The 16,291-nt window shown below is 67.4% G+C and carries 13 protein-coding genes; 5 read left to right on the forward strand and 8 right to left on the reverse strand.

Annotation, left to right across the window (positions count from 1 at the left end; all coding sequences use genetic code 11):
- Positions 1-36: 36 nt before the first annotated feature.
- The gene (locus BLR94_RS01800; protein WP_084305690.1) at positions 37-936 is read right to left on the reverse strand and encodes a TauD/TfdA dioxygenase family protein; all 900 of its coding nucleotides are present in this window, start codon (positions 934-936) and stop codon (positions 37-39) included.
- A gap of 300 nt (positions 937-1,236) precedes the next feature.
- On the opposite strand from BLR94_RS01800, the gene BLR94_RS01805 reads away from it, so the two are divergent.
- Positions 1,237-2,151: a LysR family transcriptional regulator gene (locus tag BLR94_RS01805; RefSeq protein WP_084305692.1), complete on the forward strand. Its 915-nt coding sequence runs from the start codon at positions 1,237-1,239 to the stop codon at positions 2,149-2,151.
- Positions 2,152-2,200: 49 nt separating this feature from the next.
- Here the strand turns inward: BLR94_RS01805 and BLR94_RS01810 are convergent, their stop codons facing one another.
- Together BLR94_RS01810 and BLR94_RS01815 are read right to left on the reverse strand one after the other, a co-directional pair.
- Positions 2,201-3,268 carry an ABC transporter substrate-binding protein gene (locus tag BLR94_RS01810; RefSeq protein WP_084305694.1) on the reverse strand — a complete coding sequence of 356 codons (1,068 nt, stop codon included), beginning with the start codon at positions 3,266-3,268 and terminating at the stop codon, positions 2,201-2,203.
- Between the two features lie 241 nt (positions 3,269-3,509).
- Positions 3,510-4,715: an MFS transporter gene (locus BLR94_RS01815; protein WP_084305817.1), complete on the reverse strand. Its 1,206-nt coding sequence runs from the start codon at positions 4,713-4,715 to the stop codon at positions 3,510-3,512.
- Positions 4,716-5,112: 397 nt separating this feature from the next.
- Here BLR94_RS01815 and BLR94_RS01820 point away from each other — a divergent pair, with 397 nt between their 5' ends.
- The 4 genes from BLR94_RS01820 (at position 5,113) to BLR94_RS01835 (ending at position 12,019) form a co-directional block, all read left to right on the forward strand.
- Entirely contained in the window at positions 5,113-6,147 is a 1,035-nt protein-coding gene (locus BLR94_RS01820) for an ABC transporter substrate-binding protein (protein ID WP_084305696.1), read from the forward strand.
- A 75-nt stretch (positions 6,148-6,222) separates the two neighbouring features.
- Complete coding sequence (locus BLR94_RS01825) at positions 6,223-8,469, forward strand: TonB-dependent receptor (RefSeq protein ID WP_084305698.1); 2,247 nt, start codon at positions 6,223-6,225, stop codon at positions 8,467-8,469.
- Positions 8,470-8,561: 92 nt separating this feature from the next.
- The gene (locus BLR94_RS01830; RefSeq protein ID WP_084305700.1) at positions 8,562-11,315 is read left to right on the forward strand and encodes an exo-rhamnogalacturonan lyase family protein; all 2,754 of its coding nucleotides are present in this window, start codon (positions 8,562-8,564) and stop codon (positions 11,313-11,315) included.
- A 50-nt stretch (positions 11,316-11,365) separates the two neighbouring features.
- Positions 11,366-12,019 (forward strand): DUF6250 domain-containing protein, encoded by a 654-nt coding sequence (locus BLR94_RS01835; protein WP_084305702.1) that lies wholly within the window; start codon positions 11,366-11,368, stop codon positions 12,017-12,019.
- 3 nt (positions 12,020-12,022) lie between these two features.
- Here the strand turns inward: BLR94_RS01835 and BLR94_RS01840 are convergent, their stop codons facing one another.
- From BLR94_RS01840 to BLR94_RS01860, 5 genes are all read right to left on the reverse strand, one after another.
- Positions 12,023-12,973, reverse strand: coding sequence for an alpha/beta hydrolase (locus BLR94_RS01840; protein WP_084305704.1), 951 nt, complete (start codon positions 12,971-12,973; stop codon positions 12,023-12,025).
- On the reverse strand, positions 12,970-13,902 hold the full coding sequence (locus BLR94_RS01845; RefSeq protein WP_084305706.1) for a LysR family transcriptional regulator: 933 nt from the start codon (positions 13,900-13,902) through the stop codon (positions 12,970-12,972). The genes BLR94_RS01840 and BLR94_RS01845 overlap by 4 nt, the downstream gene beginning before the upstream one ends.
- A gap of 143 nt (positions 13,903-14,045) precedes the next feature.
- Positions 14,046-14,447: an ExbD/TolR family protein gene (locus BLR94_RS01850; RefSeq protein ID WP_075929518.1), complete on the reverse strand. Its 402-nt coding sequence runs from the start codon at positions 14,445-14,447 to the stop codon at positions 14,046-14,048.
- A 1-nt stretch (position 14,448) separates the two neighbouring features.
- The gene (locus BLR94_RS01855) at positions 14,449-15,174 is read right to left on the reverse strand and encodes a MotA/TolQ/ExbB proton channel family protein (RefSeq protein ID WP_084305708.1); all 726 of its coding nucleotides are present in this window, start codon (positions 15,172-15,174) and stop codon (positions 14,449-14,451) included.
- A gap of 86 nt (positions 15,175-15,260) precedes the next feature.
- Complete coding sequence (locus tag BLR94_RS01860) at positions 15,261-16,079, reverse strand: energy transducer TonB (protein ID WP_084305710.1); 819 nt, start codon at positions 16,077-16,079, stop codon at positions 15,261-15,263.
- Between the last annotated feature and the right edge of the window lie 212 nt (positions 16,080-16,291).

The raw sequence follows: 16,291 nt of genomic DNA on the forward strand, positions 1-16,291 counted from the left end.
CGTCGGCCTCGGGGGAGTTGTCCTGACAGGCAGGGATCAGGATTGGCTGATGGTTCTGCTGCGCTGGCCGTCCGTGCCCACCGGTACGTCGCCGGCCAGCGTCACGCGGCGCACCACGCGAGGCTGGTCACCGTAGTCGTTGACCGCGTAGTGCTGGGTCGCGCGGTTGTCCCAGATCACCACGTCACCAGTGCGCCAGCGCCAGCGCACGGTGTTTTCCAGGCGAGTCACATAGCCTTGAAACACCTCGAACAGGCGTTGCGAATCGCCCTGGGAGAGGCCTTTGATGCGCTTGACGAAATGACCGAGCAGCAAGCTGCGCTCACCGCTTTCGGGGTGCACGCGTACCAGCGGGTGTTCGGTCTCGTAAACCGTCGAGGCGAAGACCTTGCGGTACTGCTGCAGACGTACCGGGTCTGCATCCGGACGTTTCGCCGCATAGTCGAAATCGTTGCTGTGTACCGCCCACAGCGTATCGGCCAGAGCACGCAGCGCGCCGGGAAGATCCTCGTAGGCTGTGTTGGTATTGGCCCATACGGTATCGCCCCCCACAGCCGGCACCACTACCGAGCGCAGGATCGAAGCCTTGGGATAGGCATCGACGAAGGTCACGTCGGTATGCCAGGTATTGGCCCTCTCGCCACGCGCAGCATCGAGTTCGAGCAGATAGCTGCTGCCATCACGCACCGGTACGGTAGGGTGGGCCACGGGGTCGCCGAGGCGCTTGGCGAAGGCTTCCTGCTGCGCGTCATCCAGGGTCTGGTCGCGAAAGAACAGCACCTTGTAGCGCAACAGCGCTCGCTCGATCGCCGCCACACTGGCCGGGTCGAGGGTGGCGGACAGGCGCAGGCCACGTACCTCGGCGCCGATGCGGCCGGCGGCGGGAATCAGGTCGAGGGAGTGGTCAAGTACGGGGGCGATGGCAGTCTGGCTCATGGTGTGATCTCCGGGTTCGGAAGTCGTAGCGCGGGGTCAGGCCGCGCCACTGGAAAAGGCGAAGGCGCTCGGAAAGGGGCTTGACGGGAGCGCGCTCATCGGCAGCGGATCGACCGGCGGCGACTCGCGGGTCGGGATGTTCATGGATGCGTCCTGGTGAATCGCTGACGGGACATATTCAATAGAGTTCTATATAAATAATTTAAATGCGTTTGACGGAATAAGAGCTTGCATTTAAAACCAGCGCCCTGGGCATCCGCAAATGCCTAAAACCTATTTTTCACATGCCGGGAATGCATCATGGATCTGCGCCAGCTCCGCTACTTCATCGCCCTCACGCAGCACCGCAGCTTCGTGCGTGCGGCAGAGGCCATGAACATTACCCAGCCGGCGTTCAGCCGCAGCATCCAGGGGCTCGAGCACGAGTTCGGCTGCCAGCTGGTCGATCGCGGCAGCAAGGACCTGCGACCGACGCCCGAGGGCCAGGTGGTGCTGCAGCACGCCCTGGCGCTGGTGCAGGGCGCCAGCAACCTGGCCAACGAAGTCAGCCAGATGAGCCAGCTCGACGCCGGCGAGCTGCACTTCGGCTCCGGCCCGGTACCGGCCGCGCGGCTGGTGCCGGACAGCCTGATGCGCTTCATGGCCCGCTACCCGGGCATTCGCCCCCGCCTGCTGGTCAACAACTGGGAAAGCCTGGGGCGCAGCCTGAGCCGCGCGGAGATCGAGTTCTTCCTGGCCGACATCCGCCCCTTCCTCGCCGACCCGAACTTCCAGACCCACGCCCTGACGCCCCGCCAGACCGCGTTCTTCTGCCGCGCCACGCACCCGCTGGTGGCCAAGGAGAGCCTGTCGACCAACGACCTGTTCGACTACCCCCTGGCCGCCGTGCGCATTCCCGTGGGAACACGCAAGGCCCTGGCCAACCTCAGTGGCAAGGCCAGTTTCGAACAGCACATCGAGTGCGAGCATTTCCCGCTGCTGGAGCAGATCGTGCGCCAGACCGATGCCATCGGCGTCGGTCCGCTGGAGGCGCTGGGCGCGGCTCTGGCGCAAGGCGAACTGGTGCGCCTGCAACTGCGCAACCTGCCCCCGAGCATGACCCTGCAGGCCCACTGCGGCATCGTTACCCGCACCGGCTACCGGCTGTCACCGGCAGCCCGGGCGATGATCGACCTGGTCAAGCAATGCGACCAGGCCGCGGCGGTGGCGGCTTAGCTGGCGACCGCCCGCTCGACGGCTGCGCGTATGGCAGCCGGCCCTCTGCTCAGCGCTGCGCGGTGACCCCGGGTGCGCTGCGCAATGCTGCCTCGAGAAAGCCCGGCGCGGCCCATTCGGCCACCGCAAAGCCCTTGCGCACCAGGCGCTGCTGCACCGCCAGGTCGACCCCGGCCTGCAGGCGCGCCAGGTAGTCGGCATCCAGGCGCGGGTCGAACATGCGCCGCACGTCGCTATGCTCCAGATCACGCTGCAGCAGGGTGCGTGGGTAGCCGGAAAGATCCGCGAGCAGCGCCACATAGGCCTGCTGGTTGGCGCTGTCGCGCAGCCACCGCACCGCCTGCTGCTGGGCCCGCAGCAAACGCTCGACCACCTCGGGATGGGCGTCGACGAAGGCCCCCGTGCCCACCAGCATGGCCTGCACGCTGCCCGCACCGCCAAGGTCGTCGGTGCTCAGCGGCAAGTGCGCCAGGCCGCGCTGTTGCAGCGAAATCAGGTTGGCGCCGCCCCAGGTGGCGTCGATCTGCCGTGCCGCCAGCGCGGCCGAGGCGGCGTTGCCGTCCAGGTTGACCACCTGCAGGTCGCGCTCGCGCAACCCCTGGCTGGCCAACGCCTGGGCAAACGACAACTGGTAGGCGGTGCCGCGGAAGATCGCCACGCGCTTGCCTTCGAGGTCGGCCAGGGTCTTCACCGTCGAGCCCGGCACCACGCCCAGATACAGGCGGATATCGCGGGCGGTAGCGCTCAGCAGGCGGGTGTCCAGGCCATTGGCTTTGCCGATGATCGCCGCGAGATCACCCAGATAGGCGAAATCCACCTGGCCGTTGGCCAGGGCCTCGTTCACCACCGGCCCGGCGCCCTTGAAGAAACGCCACTGGATGGCGATGCCGTCGGCAGCGAATTCCCGCTCGAGTATCTGCTGGGCGCGCAGCACGTCCACCACGCCCCCGCCACTGGGCGTATTGCCGGTACTCAGGTCCGGCACGGCGATGCGGATTTCCTTGAGCGGCGCTTGCGCCAGGGCGCCGCTACCGGCGAGGCAGCCGAGCAGGCCGAGCAGGCCGAGCAGGCCCGGCAGCACTGCACGTTGCAGGAGGATGGTCAATGCACGCTTCATGGTATCGATGCTCCAGGTTGTTCGGGGCCAGCGACGCGTGGCGCCGTGGCTGGCCATGAAGACACAGGAAGCATCTGTCACTTAAATAATAAAAATCGGTTTCCCAGCGACATTCTGGAATAAATCACCCGTCACGCGGGTTGGCGCAGCATACACCGTGGGCATAAAAACCATGAGCCGAAGGCATTGGACGGCCACTGCGCGCCGGCCTGTAATGACGGGTTGGTGTGGCCGGACGCGATTATCCCTCGCCGTCGCCCGGCGCTCGCGGCAACCACAGCGCCAGCAGGCCGCACAGCGGCAGGCAGGCCACCGTCAGGAACAATGCCTGAACGCCCCAGCGATCGGCGAGCAGGCCGAGGGCCGCCGCAGCGATGCCGCTGATGCCGAAGGTCAGGCCGAAGAAGTAGCCGGCCACCAGGCCAACCCGCCCCGGCAACAGTTGCTGGGCATACACGATGATCGCCGGGAAGGCCGAGGCCAGCAGCACGCCGCTCGCCATCGACACCGCCGTGCAGCCGGCCAATCCGACATGCGGCAGCAGCAGGGTGAAGGGAGCGCTGCCGAGCAGCGACAGGAGGATCACTCGGCGCTGGCCGATGCGGTCGCCCAGGGGGCCGCCCAGCAGCGTCCCCACGGCCACCGCGGCGAGGAACAGGAACAGCTGCACCTGCGCCGCGGCCACGCTCAGGGCGAAGCGTTCGATCAGGTAGAAGCTGTAGAAATTGGCCATGGCCGCCAGGTAGGCATACTTGGAAAGGATCATCAGGCTGAGCAGGAGCATCGCCGGCAGCAGGCGCCGACGCGCCATCGCCAACACCGCGACGCCGGCCGGCGGCCGATGGGAGCGGGCGTCGAGCTGGCGGCCCAGTTCACGGTTGGCCCACAGCAGCAGGATGAACCCCAGCAAGGCCAGCAGCGCCAGCCCACGCAGGCCGTCTGCGCCGGCGGGCAGCAGCACCAGGGCGATCAGCAAAGGGGCCAGCGCCGAGCCGATATTGCCGCCCACCTGGAACAACGACTGCGCCAGGCCGAAACGCCCGGCCGCCACCTGGCGACAGGCACGGACCGCTTCGGGATGGAAGATCGCCGAGCCGAGCCCGACCAGCGCCGCCACTGCCACCAGCCCGGCAAAGGAGCCGACCCCGGCCAGCAGCCACAGGCCGGCGGCCATGCACAACATGCTCGATGGCAGCAGCCAGGGTCGGCTGCGACGATCCCCCCAGTAGCCGATCAGTGGCTGGCCCAGGGCGCCGACCAGGTGGAACACCAGGGTCAGCAGGCCCAGTTGCCCATAGCTCAGGCCATGCTCGGCTTTCAGCGTCGGGTACAGCGTTGGCAGTACCGCCTGCAGCAGGTCGTTGAGCAGATGGGCCAGGCTGATCCACGACAACAGGGCCAGGGCCGGGCGCTCCCGGGAAACAGCGTGGAGAGGCAAATTGGACATGAACGATCCGAAAGGCGTGCCAATGTAACCGGCCATCAGGTTTCTGCGCTGCACAGGAGCGCCCGGGCGACGTACCGCGTCGCACGCCAATTGCGCGGATCAAGCCGCGCTGCAGCGGCGACCGGAATGCCCGGCCCGAGTGGCACCGGCCGGCTCGGCCCGGCGCGGGCGAAGCGAGAGCGGCGGGCATTCAACGCTGCCGACAAAGTTGGCGCCAATGCATTTCGGGCATAGTTTTTTTGCTGCCCGCACATAATGGCGGCAGGCCACGTGCCCCCACGCTTATGCCATTCGAGACTGGATAAATCATTTTTTATTATTAGTTTACCCAGGCATTTTGCCTGATCGTCCGTGCCCATCGCCGCCCCGGCGTCGTCTCGTTCACGGAGTATCGACCATGGCCGTCTTCCGACGCCGTCCCCACCTGCTGCGCCGCCTGCCCGCCGCTGTCGCCCTGCTGGCGCTGCTGTGCCTGGCACAGGGCGTGCTGGCGGCCGGGCAGATCCGCATCGCGGTGTCCGACATCGGTGCGGGCGGCAGGCCGGCGGGTGGCGGGCTGGTCGATGTGCTGCACGCGCAGCAACGCCTGGAACGGGCGTTCGCCGACGAGGGCGTCGAGGTGCAGTGGGTGTTCGTCAAGGGCGCCGGCCCGGTGATCAACGAGGCGTTCGCCAATGGCCAGGTGGATGTCGCCTTCCTCGGCGACCTGGCCAGCATCGTCGGCAAGGCGGGCAACCTGGATACCCGGGTGATCGCCGCAGCCGCCCGCGGTGTGAACCACTACCTGGCGGTGCGCCCGGGCTCGTCGATCCACACCCTGGCCGACCTCAAGGGCAAGCGCGTCGGCCTGTTCCGCGGCACCGCGGCGCAGCTGTCGTTTATCAGCGCCCTGCACGCCAGCGGCCTCGAGGAACGCGACCTGCAGGTGATCAACCTGGACTTCGCCGCTGCCAGCGCCGCCCTCGCCGCCGGCCACATCGACGCTACCTGGGGCGGGCACAACGCCCTGGCGCTGGCCGAGCGCGGCCTGGCCGACCTGCCGGTGTCGACCCGGGACACAGCCCATGGCGCTGGCCAGTTGAGCGGCCTGGTACTGGCCAGCGAGCGCTTCGCCAGCCGCCACCCGCACTGGCTGCAACGCCTGGTCGCGGTGCAACGCGAGGCCGTGCGCTGGGCCGCCGACCCGGCCAACCGCGAGGCCTACATCCAATTGCAGGCCGACCAGAGCGGCTATCCGCAGAGCCTGGTGCGCGCCGAGCTGGAGGGCGCCGACCTGGCCCAGCTGCTGTCCCCGGAACTGGACGACGCCTTCGTCGGGCACTTGCGCGACGCTATCCGCATCGCCCGGCAGGCCAGGCTGATCCGCCGTCCCGTGGACCTCGATGACTGGCTCGACCGACGTTTTCTCGAACGCTCCGCCGTAAGACCCTGAGTTTTTTCACCCCTGCCTGCCCCACCGCCCTTACGCCCGGCGGCGGGCGACACATGCACGCAGCAAGGAAACGACATGAAGCACCTGCCCTACCCGCTTTCCCGCATCGCCCTGGCATTGGCCCTGACCCTGCCCCAGGGCCTGCTCCTGGCGCAAACCCGTGACGGCAGTGCGGACACGCCGCGCCTGAACAGCGTGCGCGTCGACGGCCAGCGCCTGCAGCAGGACCCGCAGCGCACGCCCAGCGCCGCCACGCTGATCGATGGCAAGGAACTCGAGCGCCAGGGCATCCAATCCCTGGAAGACCTGCCGCAACTGGCGCCCGGCCTGGACGTGGCGGTGGTCGACCCCTTCGATACGCGCCTGACCGTGCGCGGCATCGGCGATGGCGGCGGTACCGAGATCAACATCGGCATGCCCAGCAGCGTCGGTTTGTTCCTCGACAACGTCTACCTCAGTCGCCCGGGCATGCTCTCCAACGACCTGCTGGATATCGAAAGCGCGACCGTGCTGGCCGGCCCGCAAGGCACGCTGTACGGCTACAGCACCACCGGCGGCGCCATCGACATCCGCTCGCGCAAGCCAAGCTTCACGCCCGAGGGCTCGATCCGTCAGTCGCTCGGCCAGCGCGGCCTGACCCAGACCCAGGCGATGTTCTCCGGCCCCCTGAGCGAGACCCTGGCCGGGCGTATCAACCTGTCCCACAGCGAGCGTGGCGGCTACGTCAAGAACCAGTACAGCGGCCATGAGCTGGGCGGCAGCATCAAGGACGGCGTGCGCGGCCAGTTGCTCTGGGTGCCGGCCGAGGATTTCAGCCTGCGCCTGATCGCCGACTGGAACGACGCCCGCAACGCGCCGGTGTCGGTTCTCGAATCCACCCACCTGACCAATGGCCGCGACCTGTTCCTCGAACGCGCCGCGCGGGCCGGGGCCAGCCCGGTGGTGGGCGGCGTCAATACCGACGACGAGAACCACACCCGCCTGCAGCAGGGCGGCGTGTCCGCCGAGGCCAACTGGATCCTGGACGGCGGCTACAACCTGCGCTCGACCACCGCGTTCCGCTACTTCGGCTACAAGCCCAGCACCACCGACACCCTGGACATCCCGCTGTACGCGAACAGCGGCGCCGACGTGCGCGACCGCATCTGGTCCCAGGAAATCCGCCTGGACTCGCCCCGTGGCGAACACTTCGACTACGCCCTGGGCGTGCTCTACTTCGGCGAGAACCTCGATACCTACGCCCACGACTACTACGCCGACAACGACCAGGCCGCTACCTGGTACGGCAACCGCGCCCTCAACGGCAAGCTGGTGCAGCGCTGGGGCGAGATCGACGAGCGTATCTTCTCGCTGTTCACCCAGGGCACCTGGCACGTCACCGACCGGTTCGACATCACCGCCGGGGTGCGTGGCACCCACCAGCGCAAGCAGGGCTCGTTCGTGCGCGTCAACCGCAACGACTTCGACTCCGGCGAGCTGGTGCAACGCAAGTTCCTGCCCTCGGCGCTGCTCAATTTCAGCTACTGGTTCCTGCCCGACGTGCAGGGCTACCTGACCCTGGGCTACGGCGAGAAGGCCGGCGGCCTGAACATCTCCTCCGGCGCCGCCGGGCGGGCCGGCACCGAGAGCCTGTTCATCCTCCCCGAATCCACCCGTGGCGCCGAACTGGGAATCAAGAGCCAGTGGTTCGACCAGCGCCTGAGCGCCGACGTGGCGCTGTTCTGGTCGCGCGTGAAGGACTTCCAGACCAATGCCTACGACGAGGAGTTCCAGACCTCCTACCTGATCAACGCCGGCAGCATCCGCTCGCGCGGCATCGCCGCGGCCATTGGCCTGTACCCGGTCGACGGCCTGAGCCTGAACCTCGATGGCACGCTGCTCGACGCCCGCTACATGGAGTTCGACAACGCCCGCTGCCCGGCCGAGGTGACCCTGGCCGGCAACGCCCCGGCCACCTGCGACCTGTCCGGGGAAACGGTATTCCGCTCACCCAAGGTCACCTACAACCTCACCGGGCGCTACGACTGGGGCGTGGGAGACGGCCTCGACGCCTTCGTCCAGGCTCGCTGGGCGTACCGCTCCTGGGCCTACGGCACGGTCGACAACTCGCGCTACACGCGCATCCCCGGCTACGGCCTGCTCAACCTCTCGGTCGGCCTCGGCGGCCAGCACGACGACGGCCGCTGGAACGCCTCGGTCTGGCTGAACAATGCGTTGAACAAGACCTACTACCGCACCCTGAGCGCCGGCAGCTACGGCGAGGTCTACGGCAACCGCGGCGAACCCCGCACCCTGGGCGTGACCCTGGGCTACGACTTCTAAGAACAGCCGCAAGCCTCGAGCGGCAAGCGCAAGCAACGGCAGCCCGCTTCTGACCTGGCGCTTGCAGCGTGTCGCCGACAACCGGAATGACCATGGACAAACTGACCTTCTCCCGCCGCACCTTCGTCAAGGGCGCTAGCCTGGCCACCCTGGCCGCACCCTGGCTGGCGAGCGACGCCCTGGCCGCACGCGAGCAGGACGCGGCCTCCATCGCCGGGGCCTCACTGCACTGGCTGGCCGGCAACCCGTCGAGCGCCTTCGCCGGGGTCACCTGGGGCACACCCTGGCCCCGGGGCCAGGTGCCGGGCGACAGCGATTTCCAGATCCGCGATGCGGCCGGCCGCGCCCTGCCCCTGCAGAGCTGGCCGCTGGCCTGGTGGCCGGACGGCTCGCTGAAATGGTCGGGCCACGCCCTGGCACCGCATGCCGCGCCCAGCCAGCACTATGGCCTGCAACCGGTGCCGGCGCGCAATGCTGGCGACGCCTCGCTGGTCAGCGAATCGGCAGACAGCATCACCGTCGACACTGGCGCCCTGGTCTGCGTGATGCGCAAAAGCGGTGCGCAGCTGATCGAACGCATCCTGCGTCAGGACCAGCCGGCGCTGCTCGGCGGCGAGCTGATGCTGCAGGTACAAGGCGATCCGGATGGCGACGAGGTGCTGACGCGACACTATCGCAGCCGTATCGCCCAGGTGACGATCGAGCAGCGTGGCCCGGTGCGCGCGGTGATCGCCCTGCGCGGCAGCCACCACAGCGACACGCCGGGCCTGCCGCCGCTGCTGCCGTTCACCGTGCGCCTGTATTTCTACGCCGGCTGCGCTGCCGTGCGGCTGATGCACACCCTCGTCTACGACGCCGACGAGCGGCGCGACTTCATCAAGGGCATCGGCCTGCGCTTCGGCGTGCCGCTGAACGCCCCGCTGCATGACCGCCACGTGCGCCTGGTGTCGGCCAATGGCGGCTTGCTGCGCGAAGCGGTACGCGGCCTCAGCGGCTTGCGTCGCGACCCGGGCCCCGGGGTGGTCGACGCGCAGCTGGCAGGCCAGGCCACTGGGCCACTGGTCTCGCCCGTGGCCGAAGGCCTGGGCTATATCCCCGCCTTCGGCAGCTACCGGCTGCTGCAGGCCCATCCCGACGCCTACAGCATCGCCAAACGCACCGCCAGCGGCCAGGGCTGGGTCCACGTGGCCAGCGGCGACCGCGCCGCCGGCGTCGGCTACCTCGGCACGCCGAACGGTGGCGTGGCCTTCGGCCTGCGCAATTTCTGGCAGAGCTACCCGGCCCAGCTGGACATCGAGGACGCCCATCTCGATCAGGCGCGGGTCACCCTGTGGCTCTGGGCACCGCAGGCCGAGCCGATGGACCTGCGCTTCTACCACGATGGTCTCGGCCAGGACACCCATGCCCGGCAGCGCGAAGCGCTGGAGATCACCTACGAGGACTACGAGCCCGGCTTCGGCTCGCCCAAGGGCGTGGCGCGGACCAGCGAACTGCAACTGGAAGTGCTCGACGGTACGCCGTCGAGCGAACGCTTGCTGGCCATTGCCGCGCGCATCCAGGAACCGCCGCTGCTGCTGGCCAGCCCGCAGCGCCTGCACGCCGCCGGGGCCTTCGGTCCGGTATGGTCGCCGCTGCGCGCCGGACGCCCGGGCGAGGACGAACTGGAGCGGCAACTGGCCTGGTACTTCGACTTCTACAAGAGCGAGGTCGAGCAGCGCAAATGGTACGGTTTCTGGGACTACGGCGACGTCATGCACACCTACGACGGCGACCGCCACGTGTGGCGCTACGACGTCGGCGGCTACGCCTGGGACAACTCGGAACTCTCCACCGACCTGTGGCTGTGGTACTACTTCCTGCGCAGTGGCCGCGCCGATGTGTTCCGCATGGCCGAGGCCATGACCCGGCACACCGGCGAGGTGGACGTGCACCACCTCGGCCCGTTCGCGCCGCTCGGCTCGCGCCACAACGTGCGCCACTGGGGCGACAGCGCCAAGCAGTTGCGCGTCTCCACCGCCGCCAACCGCCGCTTCCTCTACTACCTGACCGCCGACGAACGCACCGGCGACCTGCTGCGTGAGCAGGTCGAGGCCCTGCGCACCCTGCGCGACGTGGTCCCGGCGCGCAAGATCGGCCAGCGCAAGGCCAGGGATCCGGACAAGGTCAACCTGTTCTTCGGCATCGACTGGGGCGCCATTGCCGCCGCCTGGCTGACCGAATGGGAGCGCACCGGCGACGCGGCGATCCGCCAGCGCCTGCTCACCAGCATGCAGGGCATCGCCGCCCAGCCCCATGGCTTCTTCAGCGGCTCGGCGGACCTGCACATCGCCAGCGGTCGCTTCGAGCGCAACGACAGTGGCCAGCTCTACGTACTGCACCTGAGCGCGGTGTTCGGCCTCGCGGAGATCTGCACCGAACTGCTGCAACTGCTGCCCGAGCCGGCTTTCGAGCGGGCCTGGCTGGACTATTGCCGCCTGTACAACGCCAGCGCCGAGGAGCAGCGCCAGGCCCTCGGCCAGGCACTGGGCCGCAGCAACCTGGCCCAGGCCCATGCGCGGCTGACTGCCTTCGCCGGCTACCACCTGCACGACACGGCCCTGCAACGGCGTGCCTGGCAGGAATTCCGCAAGGGCGAAGGTGGCATCCCACGGCCCAACCGCACCTATCGCCAGGTGCCGACACCGGCCTACCTGTATCCCTTGCGCGAGGCCGAGCCGCTGTCACTGATCGACCAGCGTTCGGGCAGCAGCGCCAGCGCCAACCTGTCGACCAATGCCGTCGCCCAATGGGGGCTGACCGCCATGGCCCTGCTGGCCCTGGCCGGCCCGCCGCAGCCAGACGCCTGAACACGGGCGCCGGTGCGGCCGGCGCCTCCGCCCCCTTGCGAGAATTGCCCATGCCCCTACCCGCCTGCACCGAGCCTTCCAGCGACGATGCGAAACCGCCCGAGGTGCTGTTCGAAGACCCCTTCACCCACCTGTGCGCCCAACGCTGGCACATCGAGGCCGAGGCCCCGACCACCCGCGTCAGCGCTGCACGAGGCCAGTTGCTGATCGATAGCCCCAGGGGCGTGACCGTCTGGCTGCGGCAGCCGCTGCAGGGCGCCTACCGCATCGAGTTCCGGCGCAGCGTGCTGCTCGAAGGCGGTCCCAACGACCGCCTCTCGGACCTCAACCAGTTCTGGGCGGCACGCGATCCACGGCAGGCCACCCCCTTCACCCGCGACGGTGCGCTCGACGACTACGACGATCTGGACCTCTACTACGTGGGCATGGGCGGAAATTACAACAGCACCACCCGCTTTCGCCGTTACGACGGCAGCGGCCAGCGTCTGCTGCTGGGAGAATATGCGGACACTGCGCACCTGCTGGAAGCCAACCGCACCTATGGGATCGCCATTGAGGTGGACGTCGGAGGCACCCGCTATCAGGTCGACGGCAACACCTTCTTTCAGGCCCGCCACGACGGCCTGCCGCCGCCGGGGTATTTTGGCTTTCGCCTGGTGTGGTCACGCCAGTTGATCAGCGAGTTTCGAGTCGTGCGTTTGTAGGCGTCAGAGATTTTGCTGCAAAAACTCCAGGGTCGCCTCGAGGGCGGCCTTGTTGCCTGCCGCGGTAGCGGCCTGATCAGCGCCAACCAGGCTGTGCCCGACACCGGGAACGACCAGGCTGCGCACCATCCCGCCCTGTCGACGCAAGCGGTCGGCCAGCAGCAACGTTTGCTCGTAGGGCACGACGCGGTCGGCATCACCATGGATCAGCAAGGTCGCCGGCCCCCGCCCCTGCAAACGCCCGACAGGGCTAGCCGCCTGCAGAACGGCGAGATCGCAATGCGTCAGCTCACAGCCCAGTAGCCGTCCCGCGGCGCTCCTGATGGCCAGATAATCCGGCGTATCACGCAGCGCCTGCAGGTCATGCACACCGTACCAGCTGACCAGCACCTTCGGACACTGGGAGGTGCACTGCAATGCTGCCAGCGCAGCCAGATGCCCGCCCGCGGAACCGCCCCATAGCGCGACCCTGCTGGTATCCAGGGCATAGGTTGACGCCTGCTTGTGCAACCAGGCCACGGCCGTTCGTACATCGTCCAGCGGTACCGGAAAACGGGCCTCGCCACTGAGCCGATAATTGATCGAGGCCACCGCATAGCCACGGGCCGCAAAGCGGGCCAGCACCCCGGGAAAGTCGCTGAAGGCACCACTGGCCCTGGCATGACCACCGGCCCAACCGCCGCCATGCACATAGATGATCAGCGGCGCACCGGCAACGGGCAGCGGTTCGGGCGGCAGATAGAGATCCAGGGTCAGCGGCCGAAAGCCGTCGTGCCTGGCATACACCACGTCAGCCAGGCCACGTACACCGCCCGCGAAGGAGGTCGAGCGAAGCGGATAGGCGTCGAGCTGCCGGGCCTTGGCGGCCAACTCGATGCCGTCAGTGAAGAGCAGCGGCGACTGGCTACAGGCGGCGAACAGCGCCACGCTGGCCAGCAGCCCCGCTCGTCTCAAGGTCGTCGCCCTTCGCGCGCCTGGAGCTGGCGATCGGCTTCGAGGAAACTCTCGATCATCAACTGTGCCGGGTAGGACAAACGATAGCCCGCACGGCTGATGATGCCGTAGTGGGTATGGAACTCTTCACCCTGCATATCCAGGCCGGCTACCTTGAGCAGCTTGAGACCGCCAGCGCCGAGGTGGGGGTTGCTGTCGCTGACGTTGGTGGTGCCGATGGCATCGGAATGCTGCAGCACGGCCACCAGGCTGTAGCCGTTTTCGCACTCGATGCTGGTCTGGAAATCCGGCTTGCCGCTGAGTTCGACCAGCGCCTTGCGCAAGTTCGGCGGGCGCACCGTACCGGCTACCGGATAGCCGAGCAGTTGCTCGACCGTGACTTCATCGAACACGGCGAGTGGATGTTCCTGACGGCAGCAGAAACCCCAGCGGTGCTGGCTGAGCGGCTGCACCTGATAGTCCGGGTCGATCTCGACATTACGGCTGTCGGCCACGAAGAACTCGAACTCCTCGGCCAGCAGACGCTGCCCCAATGCCTGCCAGTTATCCACCTGAAAACGCAGGCGGACCTTGGGCAGACGCCGGTTGAACAGGCCGATGGCCTGAGGCATCAGCCAGGCAGCCGGGGCGGGACCACAGGCGAAACGAACTTCGCCGGCATCCTGCTCATTGAACTGGCGAACCTCGTTGAGCAACGCCTGGGCATCGCCGATCAACCGCCTGGCATGCTCCAGCACCAGCCGCCCCTTGCGAGTCGGCTCCAGGTTGCGGGTGCGGTCCACCAAGCGTGCGCCAAAGCCCTGCTCCAGCGCCTGGATACTGCGACTGAACGCCGACTGGGAGATACTCATCGCCTCGGCGGCCGAGGTGAAGTTGCGGTGCTCGACCAGGGCGACGAAATGGCGGAGTTGGCGAAGATCGATATGCATGGGACGCTGGTCGGGCTAGGGTCTGTTGACGGTTCAGCGCGAGCTGCGCGTGAACCGCCAACAGACCCTGGGGAGGATCGAAAACGGACAAGGCCTGAGCAATCGCTGCAGGCCCTTGTCGGCTGGGGCGGGTCAGCGCCGAATCAGCGAGCGGTGATCACCGCCAGCTTGGTGATGCCGGCCCGCTCGATGGCGGCCATGGCCTTGGCCACAGAACCGTAGTCCACCTGATCATCGGCCTGCAGTTGCACCTTCAGTTCGGCGTCGTCGGCCTTGGCCTGGATCAGGCTGCTTTCCAGCAGTTCCGGCTGGATCTCGTCCTTGTTGATGAACAGCTTGCCGTCGCCGTCGATGCTGATCACCAGCGGGTCCTTCTGATCGGCTGGGGCCACGGCTTCGGTCTTCGGCAGGTTGATCGGGATCGAGTTGGTCAGCAGCGGCGCGGTGACGATGAACACCACCAGCAGCACCAGCATCACATCGACCAGCGGCGTGACGTTGATTTCGCTGAGGACTTCGTCGTTGTCCTGGGTCGAGAAGGCCATGTCACACCGCCTCTTTCACGGGCTGACCGCTGACGATGCCGCCGCGCTTGCCACCCGGGTGGACGATGACCTTGAAGGCACTCTTCTGCGCCAGGCTGTAGAAGTCATGGGCGAAATCATCGAGATCCGCGGCGGTCAGCTTGAGGCGACGCAGGAAGTAGTTGTAGACCAGCACCGCCGGCACCGCGACGGCGATACCCACACCGGTGGCGACCAGCGCGGCGCCGATCGGGCCGGCCACGGTTTCCAGGCTGGCGTTGCCCGCCGCGCTGATGCCCTTGAGCGCTTCCATGATGCCCCACACGGTGCCGAACAGGCCGATGAAGGGCGAGGTGGAACCGATGGAGGCCACCACCGCCAGGCCCGATTCCAGGGAGCGACGCTCACGCTGGATCTGCTGACGCAGGGCGCGCTCGAGGCGGTCCTGGTGGTTGATCGCCTGGCTCAGGTCACCCGGCTGCTGGCCGTCCGGCACCTGAATGGCGGCGAAACCGGCCTGGGCCACGTGGGCCACCGCGCCAGGCTGGTTGTGCCCCAGTTCGGCGGCCGAATCGAGGCTGGTGGCCGACCAGAACAGCTTCTGGAACTTGCGGTCCTGATGGCGCTGGCGGGCGAACTGGATGGCCTTGATCAGGGCCAGGCCCCAGGTGACCACGGAGAAGCCGATCAGCAGCCAGATGACGGCATGTTCGACCGATTGCAGGGGGGAATCGACTAGCAGGTTCATGGTGCGGTCCTCGGAAAACGGTAGGTCGATGACAGGGTTCGGGCCCGGGCTTTCCGGACTCGTGGAAAAAGCTGTTGTCGTGCGCTTCAGTTCAGGCGGAAGTCCAGGGGTACCGTGACCCAGCCTTCCTGAGCGACATCGCCCCGCTTGGCGGGAACGAAGCTCCAGCGCTGCACCGCTTTCACGGCGGCCTGGTCGAGCACGTCACGGCCACTGCTGGTCTGCACCTGGATATCGCCCGGCTTGCCGTTGGCCAGCACCCGGATGCGCAACAGCACGGTGCCTTCCCAGCCACGGCGCTGGGCCAGGGAGGGATATTCCGGCGCCGGGTTGCGCAGGTAGGCGGCGTTGGCGGACGGCGGCGTCTCGGTCACCGGTTTGGGTGCCGGAGGCGCAGGCGGTGCCGGCGGCGCCTCGGCCTTGGGTGGTGCAGGCGCAGGCTCGACCGGTTTCGGCACGGGCTTGGGATCCGGCTTGGGTTTCGGCGGCTGCGGTTTGGGCTTTGGCGGTTCCGGTTTGGGAGGCGGCTTTACCGCCAGCTCATCGACCACCGGCGGTGGTGGCTCGACGACAGGTTCGGGCGGCGGCGGCTCGACCACCGGCTCCGGTGGCGGCGTCGGGGCAGCGAATTCGATGGTCATCGGCGGGACTTCCACCGGTACTTCCGGCAACACCGGCTCGGGCCGCTGGCTCAGCCAGACCAGCACCGCGGCATGCAGCACCAGCGCGAACGTACCCAGCAGAATCGCTTCACGGCGCCCCAGGACGGGATGCGAGGCATGGGGGGCGTGCCGCAGCGTACCCAGCGCCTGGCGAAGGGGTACACCGAGGTCGAAGACCTCTCCGGGCACACGGGCCTGCTGCCAGGCTGTAGTGGAACGCACGGAGGATTGAAGATTACCCATTACCAACAGACTCCTGGAAGTACCGACTTAGAGCCGGTCTAAGCAAAACGGAATTCCAGTTGTCTGGTGAGGGCAAGAATGAGGGTTACTGATTATTTCGTAAAATCACTTTTTTTAAGATGGTTATTCTTTATTTGAATATATAGAGACCCACCATGGGAGTAGCGCTGAAGCCCGCGTAGGCGCCAGCCAGTTGCCCGGCGGGTTATCCG

Source organism: Phytopseudomonas flavescens (assembly GCF_900100535.1).
GTDB classification, from domain to species: Bacteria; Pseudomonadota; Gammaproteobacteria; order Pseudomonadales; family Pseudomonadaceae; genus Aquipseudomonas; species Aquipseudomonas flavescens.

Coding starts and splice junctions, on each gene's coding strand:
- BLR94_RS01800 (WP_084305690.1), bottom strand. CDS start 936: ATGAGCCAGACTGCCATCGCCCCCGTACTTGACCACTCCCTCGACCTG.
- BLR94_RS01805 (WP_084305692.1), top strand. CDS start 1,237: ATGGATCTGCGCCAGCTCCGCTACTTCATCGCCCTCACGCAGCACCGC.
- BLR94_RS01810 (WP_084305694.1), bottom strand. CDS start 3,268: ATGAAGCGTGCATTGACCATCCTCCTGCAACGTGCAGTGCTGCCGGGC.
- BLR94_RS01815 (WP_084305817.1), bottom strand. CDS start 4,715: ATGTCCAATTTGCCTCTCCACGCTGTTTCCCGGGAGCGCCCGGCCCTG.
- BLR94_RS01820 (WP_084305696.1), top strand. CDS start 5,113: ATGGCCGTCTTCCGACGCCGTCCCCACCTGCTGCGCCGCCTGCCCGCC.
- BLR94_RS01825 (WP_084305698.1), top strand. CDS start 6,223: ATGAAGCACCTGCCCTACCCGCTTTCCCGCATCGCCCTGGCATTGGCC.
- BLR94_RS01830 (WP_084305700.1), top strand. CDS start 8,562: ATGGACAAACTGACCTTCTCCCGCCGCACCTTCGTCAAGGGCGCTAGC.
- BLR94_RS01835 (WP_084305702.1), top strand. CDS start 11,366: ATGCCCCTACCCGCCTGCACCGAGCCTTCCAGCGACGATGCGAAACCG.
- BLR94_RS01845 (WP_084305706.1), bottom strand. CDS start 13,902: ATGCATATCGATCTTCGCCAACTCCGCCATTTCGTCGCCCTGGTCGAG.
- BLR94_RS01850 (WP_075929518.1), bottom strand. CDS start 14,447: ATGGCCTTCTCGACCCAGGACAACGACGAAGTCCTCAGCGAAATCAAC.
- BLR94_RS01855 (WP_084305708.1), bottom strand. CDS start 15,174: ATGAACCTGCTAGTCGATTCCCCCCTGCAATCGGTCGAACATGCCGTC.
- BLR94_RS01860 (WP_084305710.1), bottom strand. CDS start 16,079: ATGGGTAATCTTCAATCCTCCGTGCGTTCCACTACAGCCTGGCAGCAG.